General features: G+C 68.0%; 12 protein-coding genes. 2 read left to right on the plus strand and 10 right to left on the minus strand.

Features of this window, described 5'->3' with window-relative positions; translation table 11 throughout:
- Nucleotides 1–110: 110 nt before the first annotated feature.
- The 5 genes from ACS5PK_RS02905 to ACS5PK_RS02925 all read right to left on the minus strand — a co-directional run bounded on the left by ACS5PK_RS02905 (nt 111) and on the right by ACS5PK_RS02925 (nt 3,681).
- Entirely contained in the window at nt 111–503 is a 393-nt protein-coding gene (locus ACS5PK_RS02905; RefSeq protein WP_439438780.1) for a DUF1801 domain-containing protein, read from the minus strand.
- Nucleotides 504–532: 29 nt separating this feature from the next.
- Nucleotides 533–940 carry a VOC family protein gene (locus tag ACS5PK_RS02910; RefSeq protein ID WP_439438781.1) on the minus strand — a complete coding sequence of 136 codons (408 nt, stop codon included), beginning with the start codon at nt 938–940 and terminating at the stop codon, nt 533–535.
- Complete coding sequence (locus ACS5PK_RS02915) at nt 937–1,446, minus strand: helix-turn-helix transcriptional regulator (protein WP_439438782.1); 510 nt, start codon at nt 1,444–1,446, stop codon at nt 937–939. Before ACS5PK_RS02915 ends, ACS5PK_RS02910 begins: the two co-directional genes overlap by 4 nt.
- Nucleotides 1,447–1,530: 84 nt before the next feature.
- Complete coding sequence (locus tag ACS5PK_RS02920) at nt 1,531–2,706, minus strand: alkane 1-monooxygenase (RefSeq protein WP_439438783.1); 1,176 nt, start codon at nt 2,704–2,706, stop codon at nt 1,531–1,533.
- Nucleotides 2,707–2,805: 99 nt separating this feature from the next.
- Nucleotides 2,806–3,681, minus strand: coding sequence for an MBL fold metallo-hydrolase (locus tag ACS5PK_RS02925; RefSeq protein WP_439439157.1), 876 nt, complete (start codon nt 3,679–3,681; stop codon nt 2,806–2,808).
- 149 nt (nt 3,682–3,830) lie between these two features.
- Here ACS5PK_RS02925 and ACS5PK_RS02930 point away from each other — a divergent pair, with 149 nt between their 5' ends.
- On the plus strand, nt 3,831–4,772 hold the full coding sequence (locus ACS5PK_RS02930; RefSeq protein WP_439439158.1) for a LysR family transcriptional regulator: 942 nt from the start codon (nt 3,831–3,833) through the stop codon (nt 4,770–4,772).
- Here the strand turns inward: ACS5PK_RS02930 and ACS5PK_RS02935 are convergent.
- The 4 genes from ACS5PK_RS02935 to ACS5PK_RS02950 form a co-directional block, all read right to left on the minus strand.
- Nucleotides 4,733–5,188, minus strand: coding sequence for a DUF3224 domain-containing protein (locus ACS5PK_RS02935; RefSeq protein ID WP_439438784.1), 456 nt, complete (start codon nt 5,186–5,188; stop codon nt 4,733–4,735). The two genes, ACS5PK_RS02930 and ACS5PK_RS02935, sit on opposite strands and share 40 nt — an antisense overlap.
- Before the next feature lie 216 nt (nt 5,189–5,404).
- Entirely contained in the window at nt 5,405–8,116 is a 2,712-nt protein-coding gene (locus ACS5PK_RS02940; RefSeq protein ID WP_439438785.1) for a M16 family metallopeptidase, read from the minus strand.
- Between the two features lie 71 nt (nt 8,117–8,187).
- Nucleotides 8,188–8,913, minus strand: a complete 726-nt coding sequence (locus ACS5PK_RS02945) for a site-2 protease family protein (RefSeq protein ID WP_439438786.1) — start codon at nt 8,911–8,913, stop codon at nt 8,188–8,190.
- Nucleotides 8,910–9,887 carry a DUF2167 domain-containing protein gene (locus ACS5PK_RS02950; RefSeq protein ID WP_439438787.1) on the minus strand — a complete coding sequence of 326 codons (978 nt, stop codon included), beginning with the start codon at nt 9,885–9,887 and terminating at the stop codon, nt 8,910–8,912. Before ACS5PK_RS02950 ends, ACS5PK_RS02945 begins: the two co-directional genes overlap by 4 nt.
- A gap of 312 nt (nt 9,888–10,199) precedes the next feature.
- Between ACS5PK_RS02950 and ACS5PK_RS02955 the strand changes: the two genes are divergently transcribed.
- Nucleotides 10,200–11,804: a S41 family peptidase gene (locus tag ACS5PK_RS02955; RefSeq protein ID WP_439438788.1), complete on the plus strand. Its 1,605-nt coding sequence runs from the start codon at nt 10,200–10,202 to the stop codon at nt 11,802–11,804.
- A gap of 117 nt (nt 11,805–11,921) precedes the next feature.
- On the opposite strand, the gene ACS5PK_RS02960 is transcribed toward ACS5PK_RS02955, so the two are convergent.
- On the minus strand, nt 11,922–15,473 hold the full coding sequence (locus ACS5PK_RS02960) for an indolepyruvate ferredoxin oxidoreductase family protein (RefSeq protein ID WP_439438789.1): 3,552 nt from the start codon (nt 15,471–15,473) through the stop codon (nt 11,922–11,924).
- Between the last annotated feature and the right edge of the window lie 444 nt (nt 15,474–15,917).

Raw genomic sequence — 15,917 nt, forward strand, 5'->3', positions numbered from 1 at the left:
CGGCGACCGGGCGGCGGTCCACGACGGGACGCGGGTGCAGAAACTGGAACATGCCCCCCAGCTGGGTGCCGTGGCCCGCATTTCAAGACGGGATCCCACTGGATGCGGGGTCAGGTATTGCCTGCGTTGTAGGCGCCCGCCGCACGGACCAGGGCCTGCAGCGCCGGTCCGTCGACCTGGGCTTCCTGGCTGAAGTCGATGGCTCGGCGCACGCGGCCGTCCAGGCTGCTGTTGAACAGGCCGCTCGGGTCGGGCAGGGCGGCGCCATGGGCGAAAGTCAGCTTCACGTGACGCTGGTAGGTCTCACCGGTGCAGATCAGGCCGGCATGCGTCCAGCAGGGGCCACTCCATTTCCAGTCTTCCTCGATGCCGGCCCGGGCATCGAGGATCAGGGCGCGCAGCCGTGCCAGCAGTGCGCCACGCCAGTCCCCCAGCGTCTCAATGCGCTCGTCGATCAAGGCGGAGGCAGAGGGGCCCGCGGGCTTGGACTTGGGGCTGGGCATGGTCGGATCTCCTGGAAGGGGCCGGGTCATCAGGCGCGGATCTGGATCAGCTTCCAGCCGTTGCCGGATGGGTCGCGGAAGCCGGCGTCCACGCTGCCGAAGCGCTCCACCGGCGCCTGGGTGATTTCGACACCAGCGGCGCGAAAGGCCGCGCAGCTGGCGTGGCAGTCCCTCACCCGCATCACCAGGGGCGGCATGGCGCCCTTGGCCACCAGGGCCTGCAGGGCCTCGGCCGTGGCCGGGTCTTGCATGGGCGGGCCGGGCTTGAAGAGGCCCAGTTGCAGCTCCGGCTGCTCGGGATGCTGCACCGTCAGCCAGCGGAAGGGGCCGTTGCGCACGTCGGTGTGCACCTTGAAGCCCAGCCGCTCCACGTAGAAGGCCAGGGCCTCGTCCTGGTCGTGGACGTAGACGCCCATCACGTCGATGCCTGCATTCATGTCAGCTCCTTGTCGCTGTGTGTGTCCGAGGTCGCTGTTGTAGCAGCTGCGGCCTGGCGGCGCTTCTCCGAAACTGCGCTGCGCAGGTCGGGGCGGTGGGCGGCCATCAGGTGGCACAGGGGCATGCCGGCCAAGGCCTGGACGGGTGTCTCGCGGCGCAGCTGCTCGCGCACGGCGGCGGGGTGGCTGCCGGTGATGTCGCGGAAGGTGCGGCCGAAGGTGCCCAGGCTGTCCCATCCGGTCCGCAAGGCGATCTCGGTGATGCTCAGCTCGGTGTCGCGCAGCAGGGCGCAGGCCCGCTCGATGCGGCGGCTCAGCAGGTAGCGGTGGGGCGGCAGGCCGAAGGCGGACTTGAAGGCGCGGGCGAAGTAGGCCTCGGTGAGCCCGCAGAGATCGGCCAGGCGCTGCACGGGCCAGGCCTCCTCGGAGGCAGCGTCCATGCGATCCCGGGCGCGCAGCAGGCGGCGCAAGAGGGCGGGGCTTGGCGCAGGGCGGTCAGCGGACATGCCAGGGAAGGGGCGCGTCCGCCCCGGGGTTCCGAAGCTGTCGATGATAGGGTGGGCTGCCGGCCCCTTCCGGGCAGGGGCGCTTCAGCGGGCGGCGGGGGCACCCCAGCGCGCCAGCAGATGCTGCCGGCGCGAGGGCTGCAGATTGGCCCGCTGCACGTCGCCGCCGTAGTGCGCGACCACCCGCGGGTCCATCACCCGGAACCACAGCGGCGGCACGTAGGCCAGCAACAGCATGCCGGCATAGCCCGAGGGCAGTTGCGGGCTTTCGTCGAAATGACGCAGCACCTGGTAGCGGCGGCCGGGGTGGGCGTGGTGGTCGCTGTGGCGCTGCAGCTGGTAGAGGAAGACATTGGACACGCGATGGTCCGAGTTCCACGAGTGTGTGGGGTCGCAGGGCGCGAGCCGGCCCTGCGCATCGCGCGGTCGCAGCAGGCCGTAGTGCTCGATGTAGTTGACGACCTCCAGCAGGCTGATGCCGTAGGCTGCCTGGGCCACCAGGAAGAGGAGCACCGGCGCGCCCAGCCACAGCGCCAGGGCGCCATGGAGCACCAAAGTCATGGACCAGGCCTGCAGGCACTGGTTGCGCCAGTGCAGCGCGGGCAGGCCCAACCGGGCCAGGCGCTCGGATTCGATGTTCCAGGCCGAGCGCAGGCTGCCCAGCACGGTGCGCGGCAGGAAGGCCCAGAAGCTCTCGCCCATGCGGCTGCTGGCCGGGTCCTCCGGTGTGGCCACGCGCAGGTGGTGGCCGCGGTTGTGCTCCACGTAGAAATGCCCGTAGGCCACCGGCGCCAGCGTCACCCGGGACAGCCAGCGCTCCCAGCGCGGCCGCTTGTGGCCCAGTTCATGGGCGGTGTTGATGCCCACGCCATTGATGCCGCCCACGCTGAGCACCAGGCCCAGCCAGCCCCACAGGCTCAGCGGCTGCGTGGCGGCCACCCAGGCACCCTGTACGGTGAGCCCGTACTGCAGGGGCACGAAGAGCACGATCAGCACGCGGTACCAGGGATCGGCCTCGATGCGGGCCCGCTGGTCCTCGGGTGTGTTGCTGCGGTCCTGGCCCAGCAGGGTGTCCAGCAGCGGGATGCCGGCATAGACGACCAGGGTGCTGATCCACAGCCAGAACTCGTCGCCCGTGGCCAGATAGCGCAGCACGTTGAGCCAGACCAGGGCCGGGAAGGCGGGGGACATCAGCCACCACCAGCGCTTGGGATCGCGCCAGCGGGCCTGGGGGGGCGATGCGGAACTGAGCGTGCTCATGGCCGTCCTCCTGTGCGCCGAAGCGCTGCGGCGGGGCCATGCTGCCCCTGGCGCTCATCACCGTCAATCCCGGACTCTGGCGTCAACGGCCCCAGGCCCTCACCACTTCATCTCCCCCTTGTTCACCTTGGCGCCGATCTCCAGGGCGATGTCCAGGCCGGCCTGGGGGTAGGCCCGCTTCATGGTGCCGATCAGCGCAGCGGCGTCGGTGGCCCGGGGCAGCGCCTGCTCGAAGTGCAGCAGGTAGTCGCGGGTGGCGGCCAGGGCGCTGCTGTCCTGCGGCGTGCCCGGCAGCATGTGGCCCGGCACCACGATGGCGGGCTTGAGCGCGGCCATGGCCTCCAGCTTGGCGACCCAGGCCCCGCGCTCCTGCGCGGTCTGCGTGTCTGCCGTCCAGGCGTGGAGCTGGCCGAAGACGTTCACACCGCCCACGATGGCTCGGAGGGACGGGATCCACACATAGCTGCGGTGCGGCAGGGCATCGTCCAGGCCGCGGACTTCCAGCGTGCGCCCTTCCAGCTGCAGCGTGGTGTCGTCCAGCGGCTCGGGCAGCACCGGCTGGCGCGGGGCATTGGCGCCCAGACGCGGGCCCCAGACCTGCAGCTTGGTGGGCAGCAAGGCCTGGATCTTCTTCAACGTGGGCGCGGCGGCCACGATGCGCGCCTGCGGGAATTCCTGGCGCAGGACTTCCAGGCCGAAGTAGTAGTCAGGGTCGGCGGCGCTGACGTAGATGGTGCGCAGCGTCTTGCCGCTGTCCAGCACGGCGGCCGCTACGCGCAGGGCGTCGGCACGGGTGAAGCCGGCATCCAGCAGGATGGCCTCCTTCGCGCCTTTCACCAGCACGGCGTTGACGTGGAAGCTGCCCGCACCCTGGTTGATGACCTGCAGCTCCAGCGGAGCTGGGCCGGTCGCAGGCACCTCGGCGGCGAAGGCGGGCATGGCCAGGCTGGTGGCCAGCAGCAGGGGCCGGAGCAGGCCTTGGAGGGGGCGGGGAAAGCGCAGGGCGGAGCGGTTCATCGGAGGCCTTTCAGTGCTGGGGTTGTGATGAACAGGACTTTATTTTTTGCTCCCTATTTGATAAACAGTGTCTCAATCAAATGTTTGTTGCATGAATTGAGCGAATGATGGACAGATTGACGGCGCTGCAGGTCTTTGTGGAAACCGCCGAGCGCGGCAGCCTGACCGCCGCCGCCGCTGCGCTGGACATGTCCCGCGCCATGGCCAGCCGCCACCTGGAGGCGGCGGAGCGATGGCTGGGAGCGCGGCTGCTGCAGCGAAGCACCCGGCGCCTGAGCCTCACGGAGGCTGGACAAGAGGCCCTGGCGCGCTGCCGCCAACTGGTGGACCTGGCCGAGGAGGCGCGCGAGGTCGCGGGCCAGCATGTGCTGCAGGTGCGTGGCCGGCTGCGCATCACGGCATCCACCTCCTTCGCCCAGCACCATCTGGCCGGCGCGGTGGCGGACTTCATGCAAGCCCATCCGCAGGCCCAGATCGAACTGCTGGCCCAGGAGCACACGCTGAACCTGGTGGAGGATCGCATCGACCTGGCCCTGCGCATCAGCAATGAGCTGGACCCGACCCTGGTGGCGCGTCGGCTCAGCTGGTGCCGCTCGGTGCTGTGCGCCGCGCCGGCCTACCTGGCCCGGCAGGGCGAGCCCGGCGCGGTGGAGGACCTGGCCCTGCATGATGGCCTGCTTCACAGCCGCTTCGGGCGCGATGCCTGGCGTCTGAGCCGCACGGCGTCCGATGAGTCCGTGCAGTCGGCCGAAGCCTTGCCGCGGGTGCGGCTGCGCGCCAATGAGACCGCCGTGCTGCTGCAGGCCGCGCTGGCCGGCGCCGGGATCGCCCAACTGCCCACCTACCTGGCGGGCCAGGCCTTGCGCGAGGGGCGGCTGCGCCGGGTGCTGGCAGACTGGGAGCCGCAATGCCTGGGCATCCACGCGGTCTACACCAGCCGGCGCTATCAGCCGCTGATCCTGCGCAGCTTCCTGGACTTCCTGGCCGGCCGCTTCGATCCCGAGCGGCCCTATTGGGATGCCGCGCCAGCCGCGGCCGGCAGTGTGTAGGCCAGCTCGTAGTGATGCACGCCGGCCTCGATGCGCAGCGTCAACTCGCCGGTGATGCCTTGCAGGGCGCCGGTGCCTGAACCGGGGACGATGGCGATGCGAAGGTCCTGCCGCCCGGCATGCATCAGGCCCAGGTGAGCCAGCGCGAAGCCGCCGGTCCGGCCCTGCAGCGTGCCTTGGAAGGACTCCAGCGCCACGTAGGCCGCCTCGCCCTGCTGGGGCTGGCCGGCGGCCAGCATCTCGCCGCGGGACTGGCCCTGCAGGCCTCCTTCGAACTGCTTCTCCAGGGCGCGGCGGGCCTGGGCCGGGCCGCCCTCGGGGCTGGCCATCGTCTGCGGGGGCTGGATGCTGACCTTGAAGGTGCCGCTGCAGCGCTGCGGCGCGGCGGCTTCGGGCGTCTGCGGGGCTTGAGCCATGGCGAAGGGACTCCAGAGCAGGAGGCTCAGGCACAGTGCGGGCAGGGCCAGGCACCGGCGGGCGAGCGGTGTTGCGGTCATCGACGGGGCAGGAAAAGGGCCCGCCGTCTGCGCGAGACTTTGCGCGTCATCGCGAGGGCGGGCCTGCCTCATCGCCGCGGCTTCAGGGCAGCGGCTGGGCGCCGACCTGCACAGGCGCTGGCCGGCGCTGCGGCGTCACTTGAAATCGCCAGCGAAGACCAGCTGGAAGGCGTCAAGCTTGAAGTGCTTGCGCAAGGCAGCATTGACTTGGTCCAGGGTCTGCTTCTGCAGCGCCTCGTTCAGCTTCTGCTCGCGCTCGAAGCTGCGGTTCAGACGCTGCTGGCTGCTGAGCATGCCGGCCACCGCGCCGTCCTGGGCCAGGCTCAGGCGGCGCTGGTTCAGCAGGGCCTGCTTGGCTTCGTCCAGCTCCTTGGCGCTGAAGCCTTCCTTCAGGGCGCGGGCCACTTCCTCGCGGAAGGCAGCCTCGACCTTCTCGCGGTTCTGCGGCGCGAAGATGGCGTAGACGAACCAGACGCCCGAGGGGTCCTCGGCGCCCAGGTTGACGCCCGTGGCGGTGCCGTAGGACAGACCTTCCTTCTCGCGGATGCGCGTCCACAGGCGCGAGCTGCCGCCCCCGCCCAGGATGTGGTTGGCCAGCTGCAGGGCGGCCAGGTCCGGCGTGCTGTCGTCCAGGGGCAGGGACTGGATGCCCAGCATCATGGCGTTCTGCTTGTCCGGCGTGCGCAGCAGCTGCACCTGGCCGGGCTTGTCCACGTGCAGGCGAGGGATGCGGCTGTAGGCGGCCTGTGCCTTCCAACTGCCCAGCTCGCTGGTGGCCGTGTCCTTGACGACGGCGGCATCGAAGTCACCGACCAGGGCCAGTTGCGCCTGCTTGGCGCCGTAGAACGCCGCATGGAAGGCCTTGACCTGTTCCAGCGTCACCGCCTTCACGTCGGACTCTTCCTCCTCGAAGCTGCGCACATGGCGCACGTCACCGCGGGGCTCGGTGTTCATGGCCACGCCCACGGCCTTCTGCGCGATGCCTTCGGGGTTGTCCTTCTGCGCCTGGATGCCGGTCAGCGCCTGGGCGCGCAGCTCTTCCAGGGCAGCAGCTTCGAGGCGCGGGTGCTTGAGGATCTCGCCGATGAGCTTGAGGGCCTGGGCGGCGAATTCCTTCTTGGTGCTCCAGCTCAGTACCACGCGGTCGGCGGAGGGGCTGTTGATCTGCAGCTCGATCTTGGCGGCGTCCAGGGCGTCGCGCAGTTGCTCGCGAGTCTTGCTGCTCGTGCCCATCTTGAGCATGGCGGCGGTCAGGTCGGCCACGCTTTGCTGGCCGAACAGGCTCTTGGCGTCACCCATCTGCAGGGCCAGCATGCCGCGCACCGCCTCGCCGCGGGTGGGCTTGGGCAGCAGGGCGAGCTTCAGCCCGTTGGGCAGCTGGCTGCGCTGGGTCGAGCGGTCCAGGTTGGCGGGGCTTGCATCGAAGGCAGCGACCACGCCGGCTGCGGCTTGCGGCTTGAAGGCCTTGAGTTCGGTGGCCACGTCCACGAAGGCCGGGGCTGGTGCGCGCGCCGGCTTTTCGGTCGGGATGTACTGCGACAGCGTGCGGTTGGCCGGCAGGAAGCGCTCGGTGGCCACGCGCTGCACATCGGCCACGGTCAGGGCCTTGATGCGGTCGCGCAGCAGGAAGAACAGGCGCCAGTCACCCTGCGCGATGGTCTCCGACAAGGTAATGCCCACTTGCTCGGGGCTGGTGAAGAGCTTCTCCCAGCGGTTGAGCCAGCGGGTCTGGGCGCGCTTGAGTTCCTCTTCGGTCACCGGGCGCTCGGCAAAGCCTTCGGTCACGGCCAGCAGCTCGCGGTTGAGTTCCTCCTGCGAGGCCTTGGGCGCCAGCTCGGCGATCATCATCGTGAAGCCCGGGTCGGCCAGGGCCAGGCCGAAGTTGCCCACGCTGGCGGCCAGCTTGGTTTCTTCCACGAGGCGCTTGTGCAGGCGCCCGCCGGGGGCCTCGGTGAGGATGAGGTTGAGCACCTCGATGGCGGCCTGGTCCGGATGCGCACCGGGGGTCACGTGGTAGGCGGCCAGGCTCATGGGCGTGCCGCCCTGGCGGCGCACGGTAACGGCGCGCTCGCCGTCCTGCACGGGGTCGATGGTGTAGAGCTTGGTCAGCTGGCGCTTCGGCTTGGGCAGCTTGCCGAAGCTCTGCTCGACCCAGTCCAGCACCTTGTCAGTGTTGAACTTGCCCGCCACGATGAGGGTGGCGTTGTCGGGCTGGTAGTAGGTCCTGTAGAAGGCCTGCAGGCGGCCGATGTCCACGTTCTCGACGTCGGCGCGGGCGCCGATGGTGTCCTTGCCGTAGTTGTGCCACTGATACATGGAGGCCAGGGTGCGCTGGGTGGTGACGCCGCCCGGGTCGTTCTCGCCCATCTCCATCTCGTTGCGCACCACGGTCATCTCGGTGTCCAGGTGGCGGCGGGCGATGTAGCTGTTCACCATGGCATCGGCCTGCCAGCTGAGGTACCACTTCAGGTTGTCCTCGTTGGCGGCGAAGGCGGCGAAGTAGTTGGTGCGGTCGAACCAGGTCGAGCCATTGGCGGCCAGGCCGCGCTTGGTGAACTCGGCCCAGGGATCCTGGTGCTTGGGGCTGCCCTTGAAGATCAGGTGCTCCAGCAGGTGGGCCATGCCGGTCTCGCCGTAGTTCTCGTGCTTGGATCCGACGCGGTAGGTCACGTTGACCGTGGTGGTGGGCTTGGAGGCGTCAGGCGCCAGCAGCACCTGCATGCCGTTGGGCAGGCGGTACTCGCTGATGCCCTCGACGCTGTGGACGGGCTTGAGCGAATGCGCCTGGGCGCCAAAGGCAAAGGCCAGGCCGAGGGCGAGGCTCAGGGGATGGAGTGTGCGTGTCATGGTGGCAGTGGGTGTTTTCAATCGCGGCGAGTGTGCACCCGCCGGGGCATGATGATGAAAGTCAGAGGTGCTCAGGGCAGGCCGGCGGGGCGCTGCAGCATCTCGTGCACGTCGTGGCTCATGAGGGCCAGGAAGGCGGCGAGGGCGATGTAGTAGGTCCCGTATTCCCATTTCACCGCAGCGGGCACGGCGTAGTAGCTCTGGCCCTCGGGGCTGTCGCTGCGGTACTTCCAGGCCTTCCAGAGCTGGGGCCAGGCCAGCACCGCCACCAGGATCAGCAGGGGGCTGGGGCGCCACAGGAAGAGGCCCACCAGCACCGGCACGCCCAGCAGCCAGATGCGCGGCGAGAGCACGGCCGTGATGCGCCCGCCGTCGAAGGGCGAGAGCGGGATCAAGTTGAAGAGATTGAGGAAGAAGCCGCTGTAGGCCACGGCCAGCAGCCAGTCAGCCCCCCAGCTGCGCGCCAGCAGATAGCACAGCGTGGCGCCTACCGTGCCCAGCAGGGGGCCGCCCAGGCCGACGAAGGCCTCGGTCTGGGCATCGTGCGGCAGGTCCTTGAGCTCGATCCAGGCGCCCACGAAGGGGATGAAGGTGGGCAGGCCCACGTTCAGCCCCTTGTGGCGGGCCGCCAGGTAGTGGCCCATCTCATGCACGAAGAGCAGGGCGATGAAGCCTGCGGCATAGCGCCAGCCGTAGAGCATGGCGTAGACACCCAGGGCCAGCAGCATGCTGCCACCGGAGAGCAGCAGCTTGCCCAGCTTCAGGCCGGAGAACAGCAGCAGGAGCAGCTTGATCATTCGGCCGCCTTGCTCCCTTCGGGGCGCGCCATGGGCAGGGTGTCCTGGTGGGTTTCCACGACTGCGGCTTGCTCCTTGGGCTTGCGCTTGAAGAACTTGAGTAGGACCCCGCCAAGGCCCAGGACGGCAATGAGGGCCAGCTTGGCGAACTTGGCCAGGAAGGCGAAGAGGACGGCAAAGAAGCCCAGCTTCTTGGCGCCCACGCCCAGCACCAGCGCGGCCAGGCCGTACTCGGCGACCCTGTCGGTGCTGCTGTTGAAGTCGGCATAGCGCTTGCCGTCATTGAACTCCATCGCACCGAGCAGCGCCTTGGCCTCTTCCTTGTGCAGGCCCAGGTCCTTGAGGTCGGTGACCAGATTCAGGCTGAGGTAGCCTTCTCGTCCCAGGGCATAGGTGTTGTAGTTGACGCCTTGTTCCTCGTCTGCCGCCGCGCCCTTGCTGCGCGAACTCATGGCCCAGACCAGGCGGTGGCCGTCGGCGGCATAGGCCGGCTTCTCGGCCCAGCCCACGATTTCCAGCTCAGGCACGCCCAACTTGGCGCGCTCCTTGTTGCTGGCCTCGGTCCCCTCGCGGTAGGACTTCAGCAGCTCGTCGGCATTCCAGTCCTTGGCATCGTCGTCCTTGATGTAGCCGGCGCCTTCGAAGCGCAACACGGCGAACCAGTTCTCCTGACCGCTTTCGGGGAAGACCAGGCCCAGCAGGTCGCTGTAATCACCGGGATTGCCCATGGCCCGCATCAGCTTGGCGGCATGGGGCTGGGGGATGAATACCTTGCCGGCGGGCAGGTGCAGCACGGCCTGATTGGCCAGGCTCACGTCGCTGGGGCCTGTGGCGGCAGCTTGCCTGGCCTCGGCGAAGACCTGGGCGGGAGCTTCGGTGGGCTGCTCATCGGCCAGGGCCTGAGGGCCCAGCAGGGCCAGCGGCATGCCCAGCAGACATGCGGCGGCCATGCGCCGCCAGAAGTTTTTGTTCATGGAATCCTCCCAGCGGTGCGGGCACCGCTCATTGGTTGTGCAAGGCGAAGCGATGGCGGCCAGGGGGCCCTGATGCTGGGCCGCGCCCTGTCTGGCCAGCCATCGGAGAAGGGCAGCGCGACGCTGCGGCCGCGGCAGTCTAGCAAGCGGTCGCGGTCGCGGCCCTGTCATTCTGCTGTGCGATTGCCGCCCGAAAGAATGGCAACCCGAGCTGGCCGCAGTGTCAAATGCCGGCTTTTGTCCGGCGATCCGCGCCGCTGACGACGTAAACCAAGTGCCGGTCGCCCCAGAGCGTCCGCACCCGGAGGATGGATGAACGCAAGATTGAAGTGGACGGCGCCGGTCGCTGTCTTGGCCACCTGCCTGTTTCTGAACGGCTGCGGCGGTGGCGGTGGAAGCGCCCACTCGGGCACCTCCGTGTTCGGCCCCGGGCCGTCCGACAACGGTCCCGCCACGCCGGCTGACAGCGGCCCGCTCCAACCCAGTGCCAGCTACGCGCAGCAGTGTGCGCCCGAGAACGCGCTGGCAGCGCCGGGCAGCCGCAATGGCAGCCTGAGCGTGGAGAAGCGCTGGATGCGCTCCTATTTCGACGAGGCCTATCTGTGGCGTGAGGCCGTCCCCGGCGTCAATGCGAACGACCCGAAGTTCAGCAACACGGCAGATGTGCAGGGTTCGCTGGCGGCCTATTTTGACGCCCTGCGCAGCCCTGCGCTGACGGCCAGCGGCGCACGCCAGGACCGCTTCAGCTTCATGATCCCCACGGCCAAGTGGGTGCAGATGACCCAGGCAGGTGTGGATGCCGGCTTCGGCATCGAGTGGACCATGGCATCGCCCACGCCGCCGCGCGGCGTCCGCGTCGCCTACGTGATGCCCGGCAGCCCGGCCGAGCGTGCCGGCCTCAAGCGGGGTGACACCCTGGTCACCGTGAATGGCGTGTCCGCCGACAGCAATGAGCGCGCTGACATCGAGGTGCTCAACGACATGATGAGCCCGGACCAGCTGAACAAGCGCTTTGACTTCAGCTTCAGCCGCGCCAGCGGCCAGACCGTGCAGGTGAGCCTGCTCAGCGCCGAGGTGGAAAACCAGCCCGTGACCCTGGACGAGGTGCTGACCGGTGCCGACGGCCGCAAGGTCGGCCACCTCATCTTCAACACGCATATTGCCAAGGGCGAGATCCAGCTGATCGAGGCCATGACCCGCTTCCAGCAGGCCGGCATCTCGGACCTGGTGGTGGACCTGCGCTACAACGGTGGCGGCCTGCTCTACATGGCCTCGCAACTGGCCTATATGGTGGCCGGTTCGCAGCAGACCCGCGGCAAGGATTTCGAGCGCAGCCGCTACAACAGCCTGCGCCAGGCCTCCGATGGCCGCGCCACGCCCTTCTACGAAACCTCCTGCCTGCTGGACGCCAACTACCGCTGCACCTCCGAGCGCCCCCTGCCCGCGCTCAATCTCAAACGCGTGTACGTGCTCGCGCAGCGCGGCACCTGCTCGGCCAGCGAGGCCTTCATCAACGGCCTGCGTGGCGCAGACGTGGAGGTCGTGCTGATCGGCGGCAAGACCTGCGGCAAGCCCTATGGCTTCACCGCCAAGGACAACTGCGGCAACTCCTATTTCCCCATCGAGTTCGGTGGTGTCAACCACAAGGGCTTTGGCGACTACGCAGACGGTTTCGTCCCCGCGGGGCAGGGAGCCACGGGCGTGCCCGGCTGCGTGGTGAGCGACGATCTGGCCCACGAGCTGTCCAGCCCCGGCGAGGCCATGCTGGCGGCGGCCCTGCAGCACCGCATCAGCGGCAGCTGCCCCGCCCAGGTCTCGGGCATGCGCCCGGCCAGCGCCAAGCCGCGCCAGGGGGATGTGGCCCTGTCTCTGAAGCGCTCCCCGGTGCGCAGCAACGCCTTCCACCTGCCGCGATGAACCCGCAGCGCCGCTGATCCTGGCGCCATGAACAAAGCCCGCAGGCCTTACGGCTTGCGGGCTTTTTTATGGCCGCAGGGATCAGGTGGCCATCCTCAGGCGGCGCTCAGGCGGCGTTCAGGCCGCCTGCCATTGCTTCATCAGGCCATCCCACTTGGCGCGGGCTGCATGCACGTGGCGCTCCTTCACATGGCCATAGCCACGGATCTCCTCAGGGATGCGCGCGATGTCGGAGGCCAGGGCCAGGCGCTCGGCCGTCAGCCCCTTGGACAGAACCTGCTCGATGCTGGCGCGGTAGTCCTGGATCAGCTGGCGTTCCATCTTGCGCTCGGCTGTGTAGCCGAAGATGTCCAGCGCCGTGCCGCGCAGGCCCTTGAACTTGGCCAGCACGCTGAAGGCCGGGCGGATCCAGCCGCCCATCTGCTGCTTGACCAGCTCGCCCTTCTCATTCCTCTTGGCCAGCAGCGGCGGGGCCAGGTGGTGGACGATCTTGTAGTCGCCCTCGAACTGCGAGGCGATCTTCTCGACGAACTTCTTGTCGCTGTGCAGGCGGGCGACCTCGTACTCGTCCTTGTAGGCCATCAGCTTGAACAGGTAGCGGGCCACCGCTTCGCTCAGGCGCGTGCTGTTCAGCGGCTTTTCGGCGGTGCGGACCTTGTCGACGAAAGCCTGGTACTGCGCGGCGTAGGCGGCGTTCTGGTAGTCCGTCAGGAAGGCCACGCGCTTGGTGATCATCTCGTCCAGGCTGTCGCGCTTGACGACATTGATGACCTGCTGAGCGGCGAACAGCGATTGCACGGAAGCCAGGTCGTGCGCGCAGCGGCGGCCCCATTCGAAGGCGGCCTTGTTGTTGTCGATCTGCACGCCGTTGAGCTCGATGGCTCGCATCAGAGCCGCATAGGACAGCGGGATGCGACCCTGCTGCCAGGCATAGCCCAGCATCAGCGGGTTGGTGTAGAGCGAGTCACCCAGCAGCTTCACGGCCACGTCTTCGGCGTCAAAGGCGCGGAAGTGCTCGGCACCCACGGCCTTGGCCACGGCCGCCTCGCAGGAAGCGCCGGGGAAGGACCAGTCGGCGTTGTTCACCAAAGTCGCGGTGGGAGAGCCATGCGTGTTCAGTGCGACGAAGGTGCGGCCCTCGCGCATCACGGCAAGCGTGGTCTTGTTGGCGGCCACGATGGAGTCGCAGGCAATCACCAGCTGCGCCTCGGCCGTGCCGACCTTGGTGCAGTGGATGTCCTCGGCCTTGTTGGCGATCTGGATGTGGCTCCAGGTCGCGCCGCCCTTTTGGGCGAGGCCGGCCGCGTCCTGCGTGATGACGCCCTTGCCCTCCAGGTGGGCGGCCATGCCCAGCAGCTGTCCGATGGTGATCACGCCCGTGCCGCCCACGCCGGCCACCACGATGCCCCAAGCCTCTTGGGCGTTAGGAATGCTCGGCTCTGGCAGGGCACCCAGCTTGGCATCAAACGGGGACACGCGCTTGTCCTTCTTGGGCTTCTTCAGCTCGCCGCCCTCGACGGTGACGAAGCTGGGGCAGAAGCCCTTTACGCAGCTGAAGTCCTTGTTGCAGGTGTTCTGGTTGATCTGGCGCTTGCGGCCGAAGTCTGTCTCCAGGGGCTCGATGGACAGGCAGTTGGACTGGATGGAGCAGTCGCCGCAGCCCTCGCACACCAGCTCGTTGATCACCGTGCGCTTGGCCGGGTCGACCAGCTTGCCGCGCTTGCGGCGGCGGCGCTTCTCGGTGGCGCAGGTCTGGTCGTAGATGATGGCCGTGGTGCCGGGGATCTCGCGGAACTCGCGCTGGATGCGGTCCAGCTCGTCGCGGTGGTGCACGGTGACACCGGCCAGCAGGGCCACGCCGTTGTACTTCTCCGGCTCGTCCGTGACGATGACCAGCTTCTTCACGCCTTCGGAGATCAGGCTCTGCATGATCTGCAGCACCGTGTGGCCTTCAGCGCGCTCACCCACCTGCTGGCCACCGGTCATGGCGACGGCGTCGTTGTAGAGGATCTTGTAGGTGATGTTCACGCCCGAGGCGATGGACTGGCGGATGGCCAGGATGCCCGAGTGGAAGTAGGTGCCGTCACCCAGGTTGGAGAAGATGTGCTTCTCGTTGGTGAACCACTGCTGGCCGGTCCAGGGCACGCCTTCGCCGCCCATCTGCGTGAATGTGGCCGTGTTGCGGCCTGGCATCCAGGTGACCATGTAGTGGCAGCCGATGCCGCCCACGGCGCGTGAGCCTTCGGGCACACGGGTGGAGGTGTTGTGCGGGCAGCCGGAGCAGAACCAGGGCGTGCGGTCGGCGCCGCCAGCGGCCTTCTCCTCGGCCTTGAGCGCGCTTTCCTTGGCGTCGATGATGGCCACGCGGGCGTCCAGGCGGGCGGCGATGTCGGCGTCCACGCCCAGCTTCTTGAGCCGCTTGGCGATGGCCCGGGCGATGATGGCCGGGGTCAGGTCGGCCTGCGGGCGCAGCAGCCAGTTGCCGCTGGGGTTGGGCAGGCCCCACTCGCCACCGGACTGACCGTCGTCGTCGAACTTGCCCAGCACGTGCGGACGCACGTCGGAGCGCCAGTTGTAGAGCTGTTCCTTGATCTGGTACTCGATGACCTGGCGCTTCTCCTCGATCACGAGGATTTCCTGCAGGCCGGTCGCGAAGTCGCGGGTGATATTGGCCTCCAGCGGCCACACCACGTTGACTTTGTGCAGGCGGATGCCGAGCCGGCGGCAGGTGTCGTCATCCAGGCCCAGGTCGTGCAGCGCCTGGCGGGTGTCGTTCCAGGCCTTGCCCGAGGCGATCAGACCCAGGCGGTCGTTGGGCGTGGCGATGACGTTGTAGTTGAGCTTGTTGGCGCGCACATAGGCCAGGGCGGCGTACCACTTGTGGTCCATCATCCGCGCTTCCTGGTCCAGGGGCGGATCCGGCCAGCGGATGTGCAGGCCACCGGCGGGCATGGGGAAGTCGTCCGGCGTGATGATGTTGACGCGGTCCGGGTCCACGCTGACGCTGGCGCCCGACTCCACGATCTCCTGGATGGTCTTCATGCCGGACCACAAGCCAGAGAAGCGGCTCATGGCGATGGCATGCAGGCCCATGTCCAGGATGTCCTGCACGCTGGACGGGAAGAAGACCGGGAAGCCCGCAGCCTTGAAGACGTGGTCGCTCTGGTGGGCGGCGGTCGAACTCTTGGAGATGTGGTCATCCCCCGCGATGGCGATCACGCCGCCGTGCTTGGAGGTGCCGGCCATGTTGGCGTGCTTGAAGACGTCGATGCAGCGGTCCACGCCTGGGCCCTTGCCGTACCAGAGGCCGAAGACGCCGTCGAACTTGGCCTTTTCCTTGAACAGGTCCAACTGCTGCGTGCCCCACACGGCGGTGGCGCCCAGTTCCTCGTTCACGCCCGGCTGGAACACGATGTTCTGCTTGGCCAGATGCTTCTTGGCGGCCATCAGGGCCTGGTCGTAGCCGCCCAGCGGCGAGCCGCGGTAGCCCGAGACGAAGCCGGCCGTGTTCAGGCCATTCATCGCATCCCGCGTGCGCTGCAACATGGGCAGCCGCACCAGGGCCTGGACCCCGCTCATGAAGGCGCGACCGCGGTCGAGCGCGTACTTGTCGTCCAGGGTGACCTTTTCCAGCGCGCGCAGGATGTGTTCGGGCAGCGGTGCATTCATGCGAGGGGTACTCCGAGAGGGGGTGCCGATGAGGGGGCGGACCAGATCCAGCAGCACCTCGCATCAGGAGGCGCTTGCGCATGCGGCTTGTGGCCGCCGGACCTTCCGGGGGTGGCTGCAGTATGGGCCGGGGAAGGAGTGTAGGGAAAGAGGGTGCCTGTGTCTTTTCTATGTTTGCGCACTTGCCAGCTTGCTCGGCATTGACCTCGCTTGAATGTCTTGCATAAAGAAATGATTTGATCGCGGAAGTGCTTTGACGGGAAAAACCCGTAGCCCAGGGCCGGGCTGCGCGGGGGTGGGCCGGCTCGCCCGCAGGGGCGTTCAGGCTCGATAGGCGTGGGACTGACTTTCGACACCTGATAGATCTGTCAGGTGTTTGTCCCGAAAAACTGGGATAACCTGCCGCAACTCGAACAACGGCGGACGCCTCGACACAGAGGCGCC

Origin of the sequence: Roseateles sp. DB2, from assembly GCF_051857535.1 — a bacterium.
Taxonomy (GTDB): domain Bacteria; phylum Pseudomonadota; class Gammaproteobacteria; order Burkholderiales; family Burkholderiaceae_C; genus Roseateles_B.

Excerpts from the sequence above, each read along its gene's own strand:
- ACS5PK_RS02905 (WP_439438780.1), bottom strand. The coding sequence starts at position 503 with ATGCCCAGCCCCAAGTCCAAGCCCGCGGGCCCCTCTGCCTCCGCCTTG.
- ACS5PK_RS02910 (WP_439438781.1), bottom strand. The coding sequence starts at position 940 with ATGAATGCAGGCATCGACGTGATGGGCGTCTACGTCCACGACCAGGAC.
- ACS5PK_RS02915 (WP_439438782.1), bottom strand. The coding sequence starts at position 1,446 with ATGTCCGCTGACCGCCCTGCGCCAAGCCCCGCCCTCTTGCGCCGCCTG.
- ACS5PK_RS02920 (WP_439438783.1), bottom strand. The coding sequence starts at position 2,706 with ATGAGCACGCTCAGTTCCGCATCGCCCCCCCAGGCCCGCTGGCGCGAT.
- ACS5PK_RS02930 (WP_439439158.1), top strand. The coding sequence starts at position 3,831 with ATGGACAGATTGACGGCGCTGCAGGTCTTTGTGGAAACCGCCGAGCGC.
- ACS5PK_RS02935 (WP_439438784.1), bottom strand. The coding sequence starts at position 5,188 with ATGGCTCAAGCCCCGCAGACGCCCGAAGCCGCCGCGCCGCAGCGCTGC.
- ACS5PK_RS02940 (WP_439438785.1), bottom strand. The coding sequence starts at position 8,116 with ATGACACGCACACTCCATCCCCTGAGCCTCGCCCTCGGCCTGGCCTTT.
- ACS5PK_RS02945 (WP_439438786.1), bottom strand. The coding sequence starts at position 8,913 with ATGATCAAGCTGCTCCTGCTGCTGTTCTCCGGCCTGAAGCTGGGCAAG.
- ACS5PK_RS02950 (WP_439438787.1), bottom strand. The coding sequence starts at position 9,887 with ATGAACAAAAACTTCTGGCGGCGCATGGCCGCCGCATGTCTGCTGGGC.
- ACS5PK_RS02955 (WP_439438788.1), top strand. The coding sequence starts at position 10,200 with ATGAACGCAAGATTGAAGTGGACGGCGCCGGTCGCTGTCTTGGCCACC.
- ACS5PK_RS02960 (WP_439438789.1), bottom strand. The coding sequence starts at position 15,473 with ATGAATGCACCGCTGCCCGAACACATCCTGCGCGCGCTGGAAAAGGTC.